Below are 18286 nucleotides of genomic sequence, written 5' to 3' on the forward strand. Positions count from 1 at the left end.
TGCCGCAGACGGCAGTGTAACGCCCCAACCGATCGGCACGGATCGGATGCCGGGTACGGTTTCCTCAACGGATAAGGTCCGCGATCCAGCTCAGGAAACTGGGTTGCCGCAACCGGACAATTACTCCGGCCGGAACTCAGCTTTGGCACAGCCATCTCAAATGGAGATCGTCCCGGCAACAGAGACGAAATAGGGTTCGGACTGGTTACTTGAATAATCCATAGTTTGATCGCAGCCATTTTGAGTGCGGCCAAGTAAGTATAACGATACGCAGACCAGGCGAGGGAAACCACCTCGCCTGTTGTAACCGATCACGATGCTGACAACGAACGTTGCTGAGATACGGGCCGCGATCTACGTCCAATGAGGGTGATCATACATATATCGCTAAACCTCACCCAACGAAATCCGTCTTTTTAAAACTTGCAACTATGGTGTTCGACAGTAATATTTCGGTACGTATGCATTTGAGATTTCCAGCGAACACCTGAGGTTAAGTCACCAAATTTTTCATTCATGATGCATACATAAAGCAAGGGAGATCTAAATGTTTTCTTCATTCTCTATAGCTGAGAAATCCTCTGGTTTTCGCGGAGAGCTTGCACTGCTGCGGTGGGCGCTGATTGTCATATTCTTGTGGTTCGGGGGTATGAAATTCACCACCTATGAAGCCATGGGCATTGCGCCGTTGATGGTGAACAGCCCGATTATGAGCTGGGTTCCTGCGACCTTCGGTGTCCAGGGAGCGAGTTATTTTATCGGTGTGATCGAACTCTTGGTTGCTGCCACGCTCGCCCTCGGTGCCTTTAATCGGCTCGCATCCGCCCTTGGCGCTGCCATGTCTTGTCTGACATACTTCATCACTTTAACCTTCTTTTTAAGCACTCCCGGTGTAGCCGAGCCAACTGCAGGAGGGTTTCCTGCTATTTCTGCAGACATAGGACAGTTTCTGCTTAAGGATCTGGTGCTGCTTGCGGCTTCCGCGTGCCTTCTATTGGCTTCTATACGATCGCCACGCACCTAAAAAACGTTGAAGCAGGCTCGACTTGATCTACAAATTGCTGAGGTATCACACCTCGTCATCGGTGATGGTGACCGCGACTGTTCGGGCCACGACAATCGAATGTTTGTTGAGCCATGTTGTGTATTGTGCAGACAGGCGCGTTCTGCAGGATGTGTTCGGTCATCGGCGTCTTTTGCCGCTGCAGCGGCTGGCCACGCTCACCAGTACGCTTCCGATGCATAAAGCGGAACGATCAAGCCATCGGTCGTTCTCGCCGCGGCCAGTCTAGAGCCGAGTTTTATGTTAGCCATTCACAGCGCCAATTCGTTGTAGTTTCACATCGATAATGAAGCGTGGGTCATAAGACGGTATCGCCTTTCGCGGCAATCGATGGCGGCATTTCGAATGTAAAGCGTGTTTCCTTTTCTGTCGAGGTTGCGACAAGCGTACCGCCATGGGCCTTGGCGATCTCCGATGCAATATGCAAACCCAGTCCCAGGCCTTGCTGGTAACCGCGAGACTCACCCCGGATGAAGGGCTCGAATAGCCTGTCCATCTGGGTGCCAGGGATCGGCTCCCCACCGTTCGATACCCAAAGTGTGAAGGCGCCATCGCTGGACTTTTCCGCGTGAACAGCGATGGGTCGACTTTCCGAACCATGCCGGATTGCATTCCCCAAAAGATTGGACAGCATTTGTCCAAGTCGCCCGTGATCGGCGTTGAGCGAGCCCTCGATCAGCAGTTTGCTGGTGATTGTCCGATCCGGAACACTTGAGCGCAGTTCATCAATAACCTGCTTTAACGTCGGCAGCAGCATTTCCGTTGCGTTGCGGTCGAGACCAATGCCGCCGCCGAGACGCCCACGAGCAAAATCAAGGACGTTGTCGATCAATCCCGACATTCGGCTGACGCTTCCTTCCATCAGCCGTATTACCTGCTTGGCCCGCTCGGTCTGCCCTTCATTCGCAAGCAGTCGCGTGGCCGCCGTAATTGAACCAAGCGGATTGCGAAGATCGTGACCGAGGACTGCGACGAACTGCTCGCGTAACTCGCCTGTTTCTTGCTCGACAACGAGACCCCTTTCGGCCTTTCGCTTCGCGCCGACTGCTTTCTTGATGTGGGTACGTAGGCTTGCGTTCTGGTTGGAGAGCAAGTTTTGAGCCTCATCTGCCGCATTGCGGGCAGCCATCAGCTCTCGCTCATACCGGCGCCGCTGCGATGCCTTGAAGACCGCAACACGGATGAACTCAAGCGTGGTGTCGGCTCGCCGGCTTTCTGTCGCGCTGACGTTGACAGCGAGTTTGGAGCCGTCCCGCACCTTCAGGTCGAACGCCAGTTCCTCGCAAGCTCCCTGCACCCGCAAAAGCGGAATGAAATTCGTCTCGTAAAAGACCTTGCCGGCCGTTGTCAGCAAGTCCATCATCTTCTTCCCGAGAAGGTCTTGTCGCCTGTGGCAAATCCACCCAAGTAGCGTTCCGTTGATTCTTAAAATGTTGCCATCCGCATCGAGCACCAGATAGCCACACGGCGCCTTTTCGAAGAGGTCGTCGAGAATAGCAAGATCGGAAGAGGAAGAGAGCGGCGCGGAAATTAGACGAATGCCCCTATGGCTGAAATGACATAATTTGGGGCGCTTAGATTCGGGCAATGCCCAGTGGCATCAAGGATGACGAGGTGTCCGTTTTGAACATTGTCAGCGACGTAACGGCCGACTTGCTCGGCGGCGATGATGTCTTCCTTGCATTGAAGGACGAGCGTCCGCACCGATACATCCGGCAGATCTCCACGGTTGTCGGATGTGAAGGTGGCTCGAGCAAAAGTCTCGGCAATTTTTGGATCCATCCTGCAAAAACCATCTGTGAGCTCTTCGCTCAATTCCGGGCGATCGCCATTTGCCATGATCACGGGTGCCATGGCGGTAGACCAGCCCAGGTAATTTTCCGCAAGCGAACCAAGAAGCTCTTCAATGTCAGTCTGACCGAAGCCGCCAACATAGGCTGCATCATTCACATAGCGCGGCGATGGACAGACCATGACAAGGGATTCAAACATCTCTGGCTCTTTGATCGACGCCAGAGCACCGATCATCGCACTCACCGAATGCCCGACGAATACGGCGCCGCGCAGTCCAATTTCGCGACCGATCTCGATGATGTCGTCTGCATAGCCCTGCAGAGTTGCGTATTTCGTGTGATCGAACGCTGATGAGACTGAGCCGCCGGCGCCGACATGGTCAAACTTGACTACGGTGAACTGGTCCTCAAAGGCGGGCGCCACAAAGCGCCACATCGCCTGGTCGCAGCCGTACCCATGCGCAAACATCATCTTTCTGTCGCCAGAACCGGAAATCTTGACGTTGTTTCGAATGACAGCAGACATGCGTACTTTAACGACCTTTTTTCTGTAGGGAGGACCCATGATGTAGGGCGACTTTACCGTTGCATGCGAAATTTGTCGCGTGAAATTTCCATGAAATCAGGCGGAGTGGAAGGTTTTCTGGCACTGGGCGCAAGACGCGAAAAATCATGATCTTACAATGGCGAACCGGCTTGAGCCGTCGGTTGAAATGCATCGCGAGGTATTTCCATTGAAAGGTCGAGACCAGTATCACTCCATTGTGGCGTTAACCGTCCGCGCAACTGCTTTTCGATCAGGGCACTGACAATGACGGATCCGAAGCCAGATGGACGCGTTGCAGTCGGAGATGGGCCTCCGGTTTCAATCCAGCGCAGCGACACGCCGGCGTCGCCAGGCAGAGCTACCCAAGTAATAGCCAGCTTACCCGATGCTGTCGACAAGGCGCCATGTTCAGTCGCGTTGACTGCCAACTCATGAATAGCTAGCGAAAACGGCTGAACAATCGCTGCCGCAAAAGACATGTCTGGACCTTCAATGATGATCTGACCTGCTCCAAATTGCTGAATTTGGCTCTCTACCACCCGTCGTAAGGGCACATCTTGCCACCCACATTCAGAAAGCAGCCCATGAGCGCGCGAAAGACACTGAACCCGGTGTTGAACCGACGAGGCGTAAGTACCTGCATCGTCTGAACGGCTGAGGCGGACGATGCTATCCACCACGGCAAGAACGTTTTTTGCCCTGTGGTCGACCTCCATGAGAAGTCTGTGCTCGGAAGATTCCAGCGACTGGATCTTCCGATAGGCGGTGACATCAATTTGAGACGCAAATAAATATATGACAGCTCCCTCATCGTCATGGATCGCACTGATATGCAACTGGTTCCAGAACGAACAGCCGTCTTTGCGGTAGTTCAGGATCTCGACATCAACGTCTCGGCCGGTTGCCAAGCCTGTGCGGATTTCACCGATCGCTAGCTTTGATGTAGCCTCTCCTTGTAGAAAACGGCAATTGCGACCCACGACCTCGTTTGCTGTGTAACCGGTCAGATTGAGGAATGCCTGGTTGGCAAGCACGATAGGGGAATCTTCCTGCCTCGGATCAACCATCACCATCGGCATTCGGGTTCTTTCAAACGCCACAACAGCGAGTTCCTTTCGGGCCAATATGCCGTCAAGAGACGCTGCTGCTGATTTTTCCGCCTCGAATGAGCTCTGGTTAACTGATGGCTTTGACACATGCGACTCCGGGACTACGATATCGCAATAACGCGCTGACGGCGTTTACGTTTCATGTGACGAGATATCAGGTACAATAAACTGAGCGGATCGGTTGCGCCCTGTCATTGGAGCGATATTTGATCTCATGTTGGGCACCTGACCGATGACGCGCGAGCCACGTTCGTCTGCTTCCTGTTGGCCTTCCAGACGGCATTAACTCCAAGGGCGGCCCAAATAGGCCGCCCTTGGAAATCAAAGCTTACATTTTGCCTATGCTCTTCATGGCATTGTCCATGTGCATCTTGCAGTCATCCATCTTGTTGGCCGTCATGGAGTCCTTCGCCATCATCATCTCTTTCGACGCCATTTCTTTTTTGTCCTTCATGGCAGGATCGGTCATGGCGTCCATCTCGGACTGCATTTTCATCATGGATGCGTCATCACACTTCATCATCGCATCTTCTGCAAAAACTGGCGCAGCAAATACCGATGCGAGAGCGGCGGCTGCGAGTGTCAGTTTAAATATAGTCTTCTCCTCATGGGCATGATTGCCATTCGGAGAACGTAGAAACGCGAATAAGGTTTCAATTATACCAGATAAATTGTTGAAAGATTTTAGAAATATAATCATATTTGGTTTTTATACTATATAGACACATTTTTTGCTCGTCCTCCAGAGGCGGGGTCAAGGTCGTACGTCTCCTACGCAGTTTGTGGCCTGTTTGTTACATCTCAATGAAAAAGATTCAGCGGTGCACCGATGTTTGCAGGAAATCACCGATATGCTGACGTGCAAAATTCCCTTGCCATTATGCCCACTTGACGCCGACATCCGCATGGAAATTAGCCCACACACCTCGATATAGTACGCGATTGATTCTGCTGGTTGTGCAGATACGCCGCAACTCAGCGTCCGATCCGGCTTGTGTATTGCGGCGTAATAGATCAAATCCGTTGCACATAACCTTCCACCCTTCCTCATCCCTTATCGAGTGGTCGACAACACGATCTGTCATTTTTTCCATCTCCAACTGGTGTAGAGAGACTTCTCAATTGCCTGCTGGACCGGTGCACTTTTCAAAAGCCATTCAGCACTCAGTTGTTTGCTGAGCCGGGGGTTAATCAGCGGCCTTCCAAAATGAGCTCTCTCAGGTTTCTACCAACACGACGGACCGATCTGCGGTTTCGACGAGCGTGTCTGCGATGGCGCCATAAGAAAACGTTTTGCCAGCCCGCGGGCTGACGCCCAGAATAATCAGGTTGAACCGCCCTCTGCGAGCATGCGCGAGGATCGCCAGCTCCGGAGAGGTTCCATGCTGAACAACTTTCTCAATCTTCACATCGTAAAATGTTGCTATCTGATCAAGTTGCTCGAATGCGGCGGCATGAGAATTATTGCTGTCGCTGACGCGCGGCATCGATGTTGCCTGACTTGGCTCGCGGAAAGAGACTGCGGTTATTGCCGCTCCCGTGGCTTTGGCAATCACCATTGCGAACTCGGCTGCCTTCATCGAGCGCTGAGTACCGCTGACAGGCACCAACATGCGCAGATCCTTATCCTCTTTCGGCACCACTCCTCGCGATGTGACGATAGCCGTCGTACCTTCAAACGCGGTGACCATGACCTTAAGGCGATCACTGTAACCGCTGCCACTCTCACCCGAAGTCGGTTCCATGCCGACAAACAGCATGTCGTGACCTTTCTCCGAACTCTCCGCCAGAACATCCGCAAGGTCGCCGTCCTTGTTTTTAACCGAGATGTGGATGTCGCCGATTTTGCTTTCTTCATCTTTCTCACTTTGTATCTCGGCGGCGTTTTCAGCGCTCGACTTGATCCGCGAGGCAACTTGGTCTGTTTCGATTGCTATATCAGCCGTCAACGTTTCATCGTCTTTCGGTGGCATCGGCTCCTCGTCGACAATATTAAGCACTGTGACGGGCATTTTCCTGATTGCTGCGAAATGACCTGCGACCCGTGCGGCAAGCTCGCTGCTTGCAGAATGGTCGATCGCCAACAGGATGCGCTCGAATTTTGACATAAAGCTCTTCTCCTCGAAGGCCTCAAGCTCGAGACGGCCTTTTTCATCCTCCCGCATCGGAAGGCGAGCCAACGCCCATCGCAGGGTCGGCGGCATGGCCATCGTCGTTACCACGGCCATTGCAACGATGACCGAGAACAGCCGCTCGTCCAGCACGCCAACGGACAGGCCGATGGTGGCGACGATAACTTCCGTTGAGCCTCTGGCGTTCATTCCACATCCAAGAGCCATAGCTTCAGCGTTGGAAAAGCCGCCGATCTTGGCGCCTGCAAAGGCGCCGCCGAACTTCCCGATACTGGCGATCAGAATGAGTCCAAGAGCCAGAAGCAGGACGGACGGATCGGCGAGAACACTGAGATCCGTGTGCAGTCCTGTCAGGCCAAAGAACACCGGCATGAACAAAGCCGTTGTCAGGGCGCGGAGCTGTCCTTCGATCTGTCGCGTCAGGATCGGTGACTGGCCGACGAGGATCCCTGCGACGAAGGCGCCCAGTACCGTATGGACACCGATGGCGTTGGTTACGATCGCCATCGCCCCCATGATGGCGATAATTGCGCTGAGGACAGGCAGATCACTCTTAAACTTATCGTTGGTCCAGCGAATGATTTCGAAAACGATACGGCGGCCGACCGTGAAGCTGAACGCCATGAACGCGATTGTGCCAATGACGCTTTGAGCCAAAGTCATCATGTCCACGGCACCACTCTGTGCAAGGCTGAAGGTGACAGCGATGATGACCCATCCAACCGTGTCATCAATAATCGCTGATGCAACGATCAATTGGCCGACATTGCGTCGCATAAAATCCATTTCGCGGACAACAGATGCAACGATCTTGACCGACGAAATCGACAGTGCCGTGCCGAGAAAAAGCGACGTGACCAACCTGGCATCTGGATCAGGCAACAGACTTGCCGGCATCAGCTCTCCCAGCGCGAAACCAAGCGCGAATGGCACGACGATACCTGTAATAGACACTCCTGCAGCCGCCCGTCGGAGCCGCAGCGCCAGCGCAAGATCCGTTTCCATGCCTGCCAGAAGCAGCAAAAACAGGATGCCGAGTTGCGCCACGGCATCCGTCATCGCTTTTTGTGTGTCGAGGCTTGGGAACAACGTGGCTTGAGCATCGGGGAGCAATAGACCGAACACAGAAGGGCCGAGCAGCAGGCCGCCGATGATCTGCCCCATGATCGACGGCTGACCAATGCGAACCATGGCCTCGCCTACCAGCCTGCCGACCACGACAAGGACCATGATCTGAATGAGGAAGAGAGCTTCCGACGGTCCAGACGATTTGCCCTCAGCGGCGAATGCACCGTTGCAGGTGATGAATATAGCAATCGCCACAAGAGGTAGGACCCACGGGGAAAGCCGTACCGAATTTTGTCTGGAATACATAGTGTGAGACGCCCCATAAGTGTTGCATTGAAACGAACGACACACCGTTCCGTTCCGCCGCATAATACCCTGCGCTAACTTATCTTTTATGCATGTGAGACACAGATGAACAAAACAACTGTCTGCCCGTTGTCGCTGCAATGTGGCAGGAAACTTCAATGGATTTCGAAAGCGCAGTCAACCAAACACTCCCATGGATTCAATCCGTCCTGCTGAATGAGTGGACCGTCTATCAGGGAGCCATCGTCATTGCCGGCTATTTGGTAGCAACGCTACTCGCCAGAAGGATCGAACCATCGCTCGAGCGAAACGCTCGTAAGATCAAAGGTAACCCGGACCTGCTGAGGGTGGTAATCGCGTTTTTGCGCCGGTTGCGCTGGCTGTTTCTGATCGTCTGGCTGGGAATATCCCAGGCAATGCTTGTGCGACACGTTCTGCCGGCACATCGATGGATGATTTCCGTCGCTTTGATCCTCAGCGCCGCATGGTTGGCGGCAGCGGTGCTCACCCGTATCATTCGCAACAAACCTTTGTCGCGGGTGGCAGCGGTGGCAATCTGGGTCTATATCGCTCTCTATGTTGTTGGACTTGATGACCCGATCCTGTCGGGCCTTGATAACGCCTCAATCAATCTTGGGGCAACGCGGCTATCCCTGCTGATTGTTTTGAAGGGAATCGTGCTGACGACGACACTTGTGTGGCTCGCAAGTCTGGTCGCGAATGTCTCATCGAACTGGATCCAAAGGTCCAGCGATCTGTCGCCCTCATTCAAGGTGCTGATCAGCAAGCTGATCAAAATCGGGCTGATCATCTTGGCCGGGGTCATGGCTTTGACCGCGACAGGTGTCGACCTGACCGCGCTCACCGTATTCTCAGGCGCAGTCGGTGTAGGCATAGGCTTCGGCTTGCAAAAAGTCGTGTCGAATTTCATCTCAGGCATTATTATCCTCCTCGACAAAAGCATCAAGCCGGGTGACACGATTACGCTTGGGGAGACGTTTGGGTCGGTCAGAGACCTACGCTCGCGGTTTGTCTCTGTGATCACCCGGGACGGTAAGGAATACCTCATCCCGAACGAGGATTTCATCTCGCAGAAGGTTGTGAACTGGTCATTTTCAAGTGACTACGTCCGCCTCGATATCGAGTTCGGAACATCCTATGACAGCGACCCACACGAGGTCGTCGGTCTCGCCATCGAGACGGCATCGTCTATCCCTCGGGTCAAGAATGAACATTCCGCTCCGGTTTGCTGGATGGTCGGGTTCGGCGCGTCTTCACTGGACTTCAAATTGCGCTTCTGGATTTCCGACCCTAGCAACGGTTTGACGAACATCCGCGGCGAGGTTCTGATGGCATTATGGGACGCGTTCAAGGATGCAGATATTGCGATCCCCTTCCCTCATCGCGAGATCATCATGAAAACGCCAGTTGAGGTGATCGTCAAGACACCTGGTCGCAAAACTGGCCGGACGGCTCCGAAGAATACGCGTGGGGGTGCTGGCGATGAAAAAGAGCCATGAGCTGCCAAGCATTGTCTCAAAGATTGAAAGCGAGCGATGCCAGTTTTTGTCACAGCGCAACGCTAAGGAGCGATAAAGGGGCACGAAACATGCCTGAGACAAATATACCCCACAATGACGACCCAGACTGGCGAACTGCGCTGGCAGCCGACGGGCTGTTTAAGCCGCTGAGCGCACCTATGCGGCATGGGTAAGAACCGGGCTCACGACGCTCGCAAGTGGTATCGGCGCAAAAGCCTTTTTGGCTGGAGTGGTTCTCGAGTTTTGATCATCGCGACCGGAACAATCCTCGCTTTGTTCAGCACCTTTTGGTCTCTTACTGCTGCTGAATATTTCAAGGAGCGAGCGGAGTTCGATGTTATGTTCGGCATCCGAGACAATCCGGATGCGTGACATCGTAACCACATTGCCATGTTAACTCGGCTCCGTGGGCCATTTTGTCCTTTCTACCAACGCTTAATTTGGCGGTCAGAATCGTTTCGACGCCCGCGAAGGCAACGAGGCACAATCACCTCAGTTGGCAGTATTCACGATTTTGCGGTAACGCCGAATGATTGACGGAACCTATCGGCGTTGCGAAAGTTTACCTGCGCGGAGTTTAAAAACGGCTTGTTCAGTTCAGACACGTTTGACGATCGCGATGCAGAAAATGTCCGTTGCATCCAGTGCGACCAAACGAGCTATAAAGAAATCAACGAGATACCTATGAAACAGTTTCTGGCAACCACGGCGCTCACCATGGTTCTGATTGGCGGCAACGTCTTCGCCGCCAATATAGCTCCCATGACGATGTATGAACAACAGCCGAGCGATATTATGGCCTCAAAGTTCATCGGTATGCGTCTCTATTCCACCGAGACCGAGATGAATGCTGATACCGCTGTGAAGCCCGGCGCTGAAAAGGAATGGGATGATATCGGCGAAGTCAACGAAGTGATCCTGAGCCGCCAGGGCGAAGTCAAGGCCGTCGTTCTGGGCGTCGGCGGCTTCCTCGGGATTGGCGAAAAAGACGTGGCTATTCCGATGAAGGACATCAAGTTCGTCAAGGACGGGGATGACGCAGATGATTATTTCCTGGTTGTAAACGCCAACAAACAGATGCTGACAGATGCACCTGCGTATGTCGCGCCGACGGCCATGACAACCGCCACGCCGCCGGCGAGTCAAACGGCAATGGTTCGTCCTGACGTCAAGCGGGATGGCTACCGCGCAACCGAATTGACCGATCTGACATCCGAAAATCTGACGGGTGCGAAGGTTTACGGGCCGAAGGATGAAAATATCGGTGAAGTCGACAAGCTCGTCCTCAACGCCGATGGCTCCGTCAAGCAGTTGGTGATGGATATCGGTGGGTTCTTGGGAATGGGCGAGCACCACATTGCGGTGCCACTTGAGTCCGTCAACATCATGCGGGACGAAAAGGGCGACGACGTTCGCGTTTATGTGGATTCGACTGAAGAAACGTTGAAGGCGCAGCCCGAATACAAAGAGAACTAAGGTCGACATGGCCCGAGGCCCATTTGCCCCGGGCCTTCTTTAGCAAGATGGAGTTTTTTCCAAACTCAATTGCGCGCATTTCGTTCATCCAGCGATAGTGCTGTTTCGCCGGATTGGCTGTGTCGCAATAAAAAAGACACCGTCGCGCCGTCTCCGATCAGGATGGCGGCGCATCTCTCTCCCCTGACACACACACGATAGGAAACGCAACATGGGCATCTTCGATAAAATCAAACACGCAATTTTCGGCGACGATCACGGCAAGAATGAGTCGGTGGCCGCCTCCGTGACACCTATCACGGCCGGCACGACGACGCCGATGTCCACCGCGCCGGTGATCGTCGCCGACGCACAGCCAACGGGGGCGGGAATTGCCGAACAACGGGTTGATACACCGGTTTTTGAACCTAGGGCGGCCCAACAGGTGGATGTGACGGCTTTGCTCGACAGCAAGGCGGCAGCTTCGGGACAAACGCTGCATTGGCGGAATTCGGTTGTTGACTTGATGAAGGCGCTCGGTATGGAAGCTAGCCTTATCGAACGAAAGGAGTTGGCCGACGAACTGGGTTTCGTCGGTGACAAGAACGATTCAGCCACGATGAACATCTGGTTGCATAAAGCGCTGATGAAAAAGCTGGCTGAGAATGGTGGCACGATCCCCGCTGACATTCTTGACTAATTGAACACTGGATGGGCGTCGCCACTCCCAGGCGCCCATCGCGTTGCGCAGCTTTTTGCCAGTATCTGTTACCACAGATCGAAACAAGCTTTTGATATCGACACTGTGAGCGTAACCCTTTTTTTTGGAAGATCTCTTTCACAACTGCGAAGATGCGCGCTGACGATCCTGAACTTCAAGCGTCACACGCGGAGACTGAATCCTTTCCTCTTCTGGTTCTTGGCGCGCTTGGCGTGGTCTATGGCGACATCGGCACGAGCCCACTCTACGCCTTTCGAGAAGCTTTGCATGCGTCTGGCCAAGTTCCGGACGCCGTTGTCGGCACGGAAGTGATTGGACTGCTTTCGCTGATCGTATGGGCGCTGACCATCGTCGTTGCGGTGAAATATGTCGGGTTTGTTCTGAGAGCCGACAACAAGGGTGAAGGCGGCACGCTTTCGCTCATGACACTCGCACGGCAAAGCTTTGCAGGCCGCCCACTCTGGATTTTGATCCTCGGAATTGCCGGCGCTTCCCTGTTTCTTGGCGACGCCATCATCACCCCCGCCATTTCGGTCCTGTCTGCGGTCGAAGGATTGAAGGTCGTCGCCCCTACCCTTTCCGACTGGGTCGTTCCCATCACCCTGGTGATCATCATTGCCCTTTTTCTGGTCCAGCGTTTTTGGACCGGCCGCGTTGCAACAGTCTTCGGACCGATCACGGCATTCTGGTTTCTCGCACTCGGAGCCTCGGGCCTTTGGCACATCGCTGAAACCCCGGCGATCCTGGCCGCACTGAACCCCTATTACGGCGCGATCTTCCTGTACTCACACCTTGATATTGCCATCGTGATTCTGGGCGCTATTTTTCTCGCGGTAACGGGAGCGGAGGCCCTCTATGTTGATCTCGGTCACTTCGGACGCAAGCCGATCATCGTGGCCTGGTTCGTTCTCGTTTTCCCTTGCCTGCTGCTCAACTACTTTGGCCAAGGGGCATTCATTTATGCGAATCCCGAAAGCGTCGAACATCCGTTCTTCGAAATGCAGCCGGAATGGGCACGGCTGCCGATGGTCATCCTCGCCACGGCCGCGACGGTGATTGCCAGCCAGGCCGTGATATCTGGAGCCTATTCGCTCATTCGCCAGGCGATGCATCTTAATCTCTTGCCGCGCTTTCATGTTCGCCACACGTCCGAGACCCAAGCCGGGCAGATTTATCTCCCACAGATCAATCTGCTTCTGCTCATCTCGGTGATCGTGCTCGTGGTGAATTTTAGAAGCTCAAGTGCTCTTTCGGCTGCCTACGGTATCGCCGTCACAGGCGAAATGCTGATTACCTCAATCCTGCTCTTCGTCGTCATGCGGCGTAACTGGTTGTGGAGCCTGCCTTTGACATTGGCTATCCTGACACCCCTGGGATTGATTGACACCGGTTTCTTCATTTCCAATGTTGCGAAATTCGGACAGGGCGGGTGGGTCCCGGTTGTCGTCGCACTGCTCATTGCATTCTTGATGCAGACGTGGATGTCCGGACGCCGACTATTGGCGAAACGCACCAAAGCTGATGAGATCTCGCTCGACACGCTCATGGAAAACCTTGCGCGCAAAGAAATTCCAACGGTTCCGGGGACGGCGGTGTTCTTGACGAGCGAGGTCGAAGGGGCACCCACAGCCCTGCTGCACAGTCTGAAGCACTATAAGGTCCTTCACGAACAGAATGTTATTCTGAGCGTTGTTACCTCGTCATCCCCTTTCGTGGCGGACGACGAGAAGATTTTCTTCGAAAGCTTCAATCCTCTCTTCAGTCGCGCGATCATCACGTTCGGCTACATGGAAACGCCGAACATCCCGAAAGCCCTGATTCTTGCCCGAAAACTGGGCTGAAAATTTGACATCATGTCGACGTCCTTCTTCCTCTCACGACGCACGCTCATTCCTTCGGCTAAGGGCGGAATGCCATTCTGGCAGGATCGTGTCTTCATCGCGTTGGCTGACAATGCCAGTAACGCGACGGAATACTTCAAATTGCCGACGGGCCGTGTGGTGGAACTGGGTATTCAGAATACAATCTGAGTACGTTCTACCGCGGTAAAAATCAGCAGCATCGTTCATGGACACTTTTTTGGCCAGCCAAACGTGGTCAAGGTAACTTTGTTCCGATGCCCTATTCCTGGTTAGCCGAATTAGAAGACATCACCAAACATGCGGCCATTGCGCCGACGAGCTTATAGGTCATCGTTCTTCAGAACTACGCCACGCTCCTCTTCGAAGAAAGTAATCAATCTGGCAGTTCCCTTCACCTTTGCCCCGGCTTCAAAGCGCGCTCGTGGTAGCGCATCTTCCAATGAACCACACTGCTATTTTGGTCGAACGAAACAAGCAACCATGCGACGTTGACTTCGCCCACCATTAATTTGACTGTCGTCACCTCGATGTCCGCAAATTCTTCCAAAAGAACTTCCGCGTCCTTCTCGTATGACGCTGTCCCCTCAATCTCGTAAGCGTGGACCCGTCGGCGTTTGGTAGCAAACGCAGTCAATACGTCTTTCAGATGGGCGAGCGTGAAGAGACTCGTCATGTTCTGATCGTCGCCGGCGTGGGGCCGGATTTGGTGATGGTCCCAGCCGGAAACTTGCGAACGAGGTTTGTCGGTCACGCCAACTTTGGAATAACTCCGTACCGACAGCGTCGAACTTCCTTTCGATATATCGCAGATCAGAGCCACGACCCTTGGCCAATCGACAACGCGTTCAAACATTCTATGCTTCACCCTTGAAAATGATATCTAGCGGTCGCTTCGCCTATTAACAGCTTTAGGGGAAACTTGGCTCCAATCTCGAATATCGACTGTCTCGATCCAGATGGTTCCCTCCGCCTGCTCGTCGGCCAGTGACTTTTTCGACGATGTGCCCGGCGCGCCATCTCGAGGATCGGCTGGTCAAGCAGGAACCTACGCTGCCGCAGGACAATGAACTAAGAGCACTCATTCTCCAGTTAAATAGAGTGGCTTCTACAGACCGCTCGTCCATCGAAAAACTTATCATTTTACTTCCCGGCCGAGTGTATCAGCAACGAAGGCACCCCGACTTCCCATTGGCTTCGGCGTTCCGGTTGTGGTGTCACGGATCGTCTGATGCTCGAGCTCCGCATTGAGTTCGGCACCGACAATTAGAATCACCACCGAGATCCACATCCACGCCATGAAGCCGATCAAAGCGCCGAGCGTGCCGTACGTGGCGTTATAATTTGCGAAGTGATCAATATAGTAGGAGAATATCAGCGATGTCGCTGACCAAGAGGCAGTGGTGAACGCTGCCCCCCAATTGATCCAGCGAAGCCTCGCCGGTGATCGGCTTGGAGCAAAACGATAGATTGCGGTGACGCCGGCCATCACGATTATCAACAGTATTGGCCAGCGTAGCAGAAGCGCAAGGATTTCGGTCCATCGGTCAAGCCATAGGAATGACAGGACCACCGGCATGACGGCCACGGCCGCGACGAGAAAGGCTGCAATCAGCAATGCGCCGAGTGTAAAGCCGACGGCGACGATATTAAGCTTGATGACACTCCGCTTTTCGCGTTCCTCGTAGGCGATGTTCATCGCGTCGAATAGCGCCATCGTGCCATTGTGTGCGCTCCAGAGTGCGATGGCCAGACCGCCGAAAAAACCACTGCTGAGTGACGATGTTTTCTGCTCCGTGAGTGATTTCAGCTGGTCGAGGATGAGATTAAAGGAGCCTGGCGGCAAGAAGCCGGAAATCGACACCAAATGGCGACCGATTTCAGTCGGATCTGCAATAAATCCATAGAGCGAGACGAGCGCTGCGAGTGCAGGAAACAACGCCAGAAGCAGGTAGTATGTCACGCCGGCAGCGATCAATGTCACGCGGTCCTTGCTGACCTCAGAGACGACCCGCCAGAAAACATCTCGCAACCCTTTTGCCGGGATTGCTTCCGGTGTAAGCGCATAACGTCCTCGTTCGTCGTCATGCGGAGGCCAGATCGACACTTCGGTGTTGTCCTGGTTCGGCTCGACACCCTTATTCGCAGCCACCATGACTGATGTGGCAGCGCCGATCGCGGAAATGATCAGCAGCACAGCAGATGTCACGGACATGGTCCCTTTTCGCTTTTTCCGGCTGCCTTCAGTCTTCCTGTGAAAGAGGTTTTGCTCGAGCGCATCAACCCGGGCGGATACGCGTCTTAATGCGTCGCTATAACTGCTGAGCTGCTCCAAACGGGCAGATGGTTTTACGGAGACTGGGCAGATGGGTAAGCTTGTCATAGTTACTTCTCCGCCATCAGAGCTTGAACACTTCGGGAACGGGGTAAATTCCCTTCCCCCCGATCATGACCCATCCGGCTTAGACAAACCGGAAAGCATCACCTTGGCTATCTCGGTAAATTCGCCGACTGGAAACTTATCCAGATATGTCTCCAGCAGTACTGCGTTGTTGCTGGACCGAACGGACTCCCAAAAGGAAACCTCGATCGCCGGATCTGACTCCGTTCGAGGCTGGCTCAGCCGGGCCTTTGCCAACTCGGCGAACTCCCCGTCCGGATATCGCTGCAGATAGATTTCGTATTCGATGGTTTGATCGCCGGTTTGAACGGATTGCCAGAACATAATCTCGGTCTCATCGATGACGAGACCGGAGCTGGCGGGAGCTGGCTCCTCCAGAGGCGAGGACGCATCAACCCGATCCGTTGCTGCGTCCATATCGAAATCGACGCGAAAGACCCTGACCGGTCGCGCGATATTCTTGACGCTGTGTTCCCCCAGATCCTCGAACTTGGCTTCGACCCTGTCTCTCAGATGATCTCTGACACCACGCGTTACGCAAACCCCACCCGGATCGGAAAGCGCCTCCAGCCGCGCTGCGATGTTGACGCCATCTCCGAAAATATCACCACCCTTGACCATGACGTCGCCGACGTTGATGCCGATGCGCAAGAGCATTCTTTCATCCACGGCGATGTCGGCGTTGGCCCGCGTCAATGCCCGCTGGATAGCTATCGCGCAGTTGAAGGCTTGCACGACACTTGGGAACTCTGCCAGAACGCTGTCACCGGCCGTTCCGAAGATCTGACCTTTGGCCGCCTCTATAAGCTTGTCGATGATTGTGCGGTGCTGCGTCAGCACAGTGAGCGTCCGCTCCTCGTCGAGGTGCATTAGCGTGAATAGCCCTCAACGTCTGCAGCAAGAATGGCTGCCAATTTGCGTTCCAGCGGAGGTGCTTCCATGTCAGACAGTCCTGAAAGAGATTTTTGTCGGGTGATGTGACACCGTCGAACGTTCAACTAAGACCATTGAAACAGGAAATTTCGCACGCGTCCTATTCCTGCAAAACTCTCGGCTAGCGCGACGACTTTACCAATATTTGCGGCATCGCTCACATACCCTTCCAACACAAGGTAATCGTCGAACATCGAGACACGAACCGCCCACGTTTCGAAATCAGTCTCGGCAGACAACGCTGAGAGGAACGATGCCTTCAGCGAGAGAGCGAACGGCGCCGGGGCGCCGAGTCTATGGTGATTGAATATGAAGTGACCGGTCATTATTACCCCTCGCGTGCGCATGGCATATGGAGAACGCTTAACAGACGATTTGGTTCGAGCGTCCCTGACCGACGGACGCCTTTAAATGACGTGGGAGCGGCTTCGACGACGACACACTCGCGAGATCGTGACGAAAACTTACGCCGAACTAATCCATTCGCTGGCACGCCGCTAAAGCAACCGCACGATTAGGTTGCGGGGATTACCTCCTGATGTCGGTGACGGCCGCTACGCAAAATTGCTCAAATGACGGGCAAATACCGCCCTCCTGAGCCTGGACGTTTGGGGACCTGAGAAGCTCAGTGACGAAAAGCGCCCTGGCTTCCCGGAGATCGTCGAAGACCGCTACGAACAGCGCTCCACCATCGTCACAAGTCAAATTCCCGTGGAACACACTTTTACGACATGATTGGAAAATCCCACGACCGCTGATGCCGTTCGACCGCCTTGTTAAAAACGCCTACCGCATCGAACTTGCCGGCGAGAGCTTGCGCAAACAAAAGAGCTTGTCCGCGGAAGATGCAACTCAAGCTTGACCAGTCTCGCGTTCGCCGACGCTTATAAACTCAGATCCAGATACTCAAAGGCCGTCCGGTTAGCAAAGCAGTTATAGCGGCGGAAAAACTGTTTGCACGCGGCAGCCTGATTATTTCATGCCGCCTGATGCCGAATCTTGGCAACGTGGAACTTTCGTCAATCCATCGGGGTTTCCACTTCTTAGGAGATCCAGCATGGACGACGACATTCTGATAATCGGCATGATCAATTTACTCTTCGGCATATTGGCACTGACAGTCGGGTATCTCTACACGCTTCCCCGAAACCATCTGGCAGCGCAGCTGCCTGCGGCGCCTGCTATCCCCATGGGTGAACGATGAACGCCCGAACTGTACTTTACCTCATCGTGCTCGGCGTTTGCGCAGCGTTGGGCCTGCTGGTCTATAACGCCTACTACAAGCCGGTATCTACGACCGGAGCGGGTTTGCCGGCAGTCACCGACCAAAACTGAATTTCGCGACAACCAAAAAGGAG

At 53.9% G+C, this 18286-nt stretch carries 16 protein-coding genes and 2 pseudogenes; 9 read left to right on the forward strand and 9 right to left on the reverse strand.

All coding sequences use genetic code 11. The features are described from left to right. The first annotated feature begins 547 nt into the window (after positions 1-547). Positions 548-1024, forward strand: coding sequence for a YkgB family protein (locus R6X40_RS30980; RefSeq protein ID WP_318418978.1), 477 nt, complete (start codon positions 548-550; stop codon positions 1022-1024). 337 nt (positions 1025-1361) lie between these two features. Here the strand turns inward: R6X40_RS30980 and R6X40_RS30985 are convergent, their stop codons facing one another. The 5 genes from R6X40_RS30985 to R6X40_RS31005 all read right to left on the reverse strand — a co-directional run bounded on the left by R6X40_RS30985 (position 1362) and on the right by R6X40_RS31005 (position 7874). Further along, a complete protein-coding gene (locus R6X40_RS30985) occupies positions 1362-2594 on the reverse strand; it encodes a PAS domain-containing sensor histidine kinase (protein ID WP_318419058.1) in 1233 nt (410 codons plus the stop codon). Continuing rightward, on the reverse strand, positions 2594-3382 hold the full coding sequence (locus tag R6X40_RS30990) for an alpha/beta hydrolase (protein WP_318418980.1): 789 nt from the start codon (positions 3380-3382) through the stop codon (positions 2594-2596). The genes R6X40_RS30985 and R6X40_RS30990 overlap by 1 nt, the downstream gene beginning before the upstream one ends. 152 nt (positions 3383-3534) lie before the next feature. Then, positions 3535-4599 carry a PAS domain-containing protein gene (locus R6X40_RS30995; RefSeq protein WP_318418982.1) on the reverse strand — a complete coding sequence of 355 codons (1065 nt, stop codon included), beginning with the start codon at positions 4597-4599 and terminating at the stop codon, positions 3535-3537. 241 nt (positions 4600-4840) lie between these two features. Continuing rightward, a complete protein-coding gene (locus tag R6X40_RS31000; RefSeq protein WP_318418984.1) occupies positions 4841-5212 on the reverse strand; it encodes a hypothetical protein in 372 nt (123 codons plus the stop codon). A 517-nt stretch (positions 5213-5729) separates the two neighbouring features. Beyond that, complete coding sequence (locus tag R6X40_RS31005; protein WP_318418985.1) at positions 5730-7874, reverse strand: cation:proton antiporter; 2145 nt, start codon at positions 7872-7874, stop codon at positions 5730-5732. 302 nt (positions 7875-8176) lie between these two features. Between R6X40_RS31005 and R6X40_RS31010 the strand changes: the two genes are divergently transcribed. The 5 genes and pseudogenes from R6X40_RS31010 (at position 8177) to R6X40_RS31030 (ending at position 13765) form a co-directional block, all read left to right on the forward strand. Continuing rightward, on the forward strand, positions 8177-9538 hold the full coding sequence (locus tag R6X40_RS31010; protein WP_318418986.1) for a mechanosensitive ion channel family protein: 1362 nt from the start codon (positions 8177-8179) through the stop codon (positions 9536-9538). 199 nt (positions 9539-9737) lie between these two features. After that, positions 9738-9806, forward strand: a pseudogene (locus R6X40_RS31015) (hypothetical protein); the annotation flags it as partial. 305 nt (positions 9807-10111) lie between these two features. After that, positions 10112-11035, forward strand: coding sequence for a PRC-barrel domain-containing protein (locus R6X40_RS31020; protein ID WP_318418988.1), 924 nt, complete (start codon positions 10112-10114; stop codon positions 11033-11035). Positions 11036-11246: 211 nt separating this feature from the next. After that, positions 11247-11714: a DUF3597 domain-containing protein gene (locus R6X40_RS31025; protein WP_318418990.1), complete on the forward strand. Its 468-nt coding sequence runs from the start codon at positions 11247-11249 to the stop codon at positions 11712-11714. A gap of 152 nt (positions 11715-11866) precedes the next feature. Beyond that, positions 11867-13765 (forward strand): annotated as a pseudogene (locus tag R6X40_RS31030) (potassium transporter Kup). 223 nt (positions 13766-13988) lie between these two features. Here R6X40_RS31030 and R6X40_RS31035 read toward each other — a convergent pair. The 4 genes from R6X40_RS31035 to R6X40_RS31050 form a co-directional block, all read right to left on the reverse strand. Beyond that, positions 13989-14450: a hypothetical protein gene (locus R6X40_RS31035; protein ID WP_318418991.1), complete on the reverse strand. Its 462-nt coding sequence runs from the start codon at positions 14448-14450 to the stop codon at positions 13989-13991. 282 nt (positions 14451-14732) lie between these two features. Further along, a complete protein-coding gene (locus tag R6X40_RS31040; protein ID WP_318418992.1) occupies positions 14733-15809 on the reverse strand; it encodes a YihY/virulence factor BrkB family protein in 1077 nt (358 codons plus the stop codon). Positions 15810-16040: 231 nt separating this feature from the next. Beyond that, positions 16041-16865 (reverse strand): adenylate/guanylate cyclase domain-containing protein, encoded by an 825-nt coding sequence (locus tag R6X40_RS31045; RefSeq protein ID WP_318418993.1) that lies wholly within the window; start codon positions 16863-16865, stop codon positions 16041-16043. Positions 16866-16993: 128 nt separating this feature from the next. After that, a complete protein-coding gene (locus R6X40_RS31050; RefSeq protein WP_318418995.1) occupies positions 16994-17254 on the reverse strand; it encodes a BON domain-containing protein in 261 nt (86 codons plus the stop codon). A 274-nt stretch (positions 17255-17528) separates the two neighbouring features. Here R6X40_RS31050 and R6X40_RS31055 point away from each other — a divergent pair, with 274 nt between their 5' ends. The 3 genes from R6X40_RS31055 to R6X40_RS31065 all read left to right on the forward strand — a co-directional run bounded on the left by R6X40_RS31055 (position 17529) and on the right by R6X40_RS31065 (position 18263). Then, positions 17529-17663: a hypothetical protein gene (locus tag R6X40_RS31055; protein ID WP_318419060.1), complete on the forward strand. Its 135-nt coding sequence runs from the start codon at positions 17529-17531 to the stop codon at positions 17661-17663. Between the two features lie 322 nt (positions 17664-17985). Next, positions 17986-18132, forward strand: a complete 147-nt coding sequence (locus R6X40_RS31060; protein WP_318418996.1) for a hypothetical protein — start codon at positions 17986-17988, stop codon at positions 18130-18132. Next, positions 18129-18263, forward strand: a complete 135-nt coding sequence (locus R6X40_RS31065) for a hypothetical protein (RefSeq protein ID WP_318418998.1) — start codon at positions 18129-18131, stop codon at positions 18261-18263. The genes R6X40_RS31060 and R6X40_RS31065 overlap by 4 nt, the downstream gene beginning before the upstream one ends. Positions 18264-18286 lie beyond the last annotated feature (23 nt).

It is taken from the genome of Rhizobium sp. PL01 (genome assembly GCF_033447125.1).
Classification (GTDB): domain Bacteria; phylum Pseudomonadota; class Alphaproteobacteria; order Rhizobiales; family Rhizobiaceae; genus Pararhizobium.